Here is a 764-nt window from a genome sequence, read left to right as displayed (position 1 = left end):
ATTCCCACCTCCCCCATAATAAGTAGCCCACTGCCTTACTCCTGCATTCGTGAATTTCAATATAAATGCATCAGCATCCCCCGCATTGCTTCCCTGAAAATATGCACCTCCGCCTGGATTATAGGTCGGAAAATCAGTTGAATAAGTCCATCCAACCACGAAAACATTTCCATCTACATCTGTTGAAATTGAATATGCATAATCATACTCACTTCCCCCATAACAAGTAGCCCACTGCCTTACTCCTGAATTTGTGAATTTCAATATAAATGCATCAGCACCCCCCGCACGGCCCTGAAAATATGCACCTCCGCCTGGATTATAGGTCGGAAAATTCCATGAAATAGTCTCCCCAACCACGAAAACATTTCCACCTACATCTGTTGAAATTGAATATGCATAATCACTCCCACTTCCTCCATAGTAAGTAGCCCACTGCCTTACTCCTGCATTCGTGAATTTCAATATAAATACATCACCACCCCCCGCATAGCTTCCCTGAAAATATGCACCTCCGCCTGGATCATAGGTCGGAAAATTTGTTGAATTAGTCTCCCCAACCACGAAAACATTTCCACCTCCATCTGTTGAAATTGAATATGCAACATCATACCAACTTCCCCCATAATAAGTAGCCCACTGCCTTACTCCTGAATTTGTGAATTTCAATATAAATGCATCAAAACTCCCCGCATTGCTTCCCTGATAATATGCGCCTCCGCCTGGATCATAGGTCGGAAAATTAGTTGAATTAGTCTCCCCAA

1 protein-coding gene is annotated in these 764 nt (G+C 43.1%); it reads right to left on the bottom strand.

The features are described 5' to 3' along the window. A partial coding sequence (locus ABDH49_09220) for an SBBP repeat-containing protein (GenBank protein ID MEN3047120.1) occupies nt 1-764 on the bottom strand: 764 nt, incomplete at both ends.

The organism is Candidatus Hydrothermales bacterium, from assembly GCA_039630235.1.
In the GTDB taxonomy this organism is placed as follows: domain Bacteria; phylum Hydrothermota; class Hydrothermia; order Hydrothermales; family JAJRUZ01; genus JBCNVI01.
Note: the sequence above shows the minus strand (reverse complement) of the source record. Positions and strands in the feature narration are given on the sequence as shown.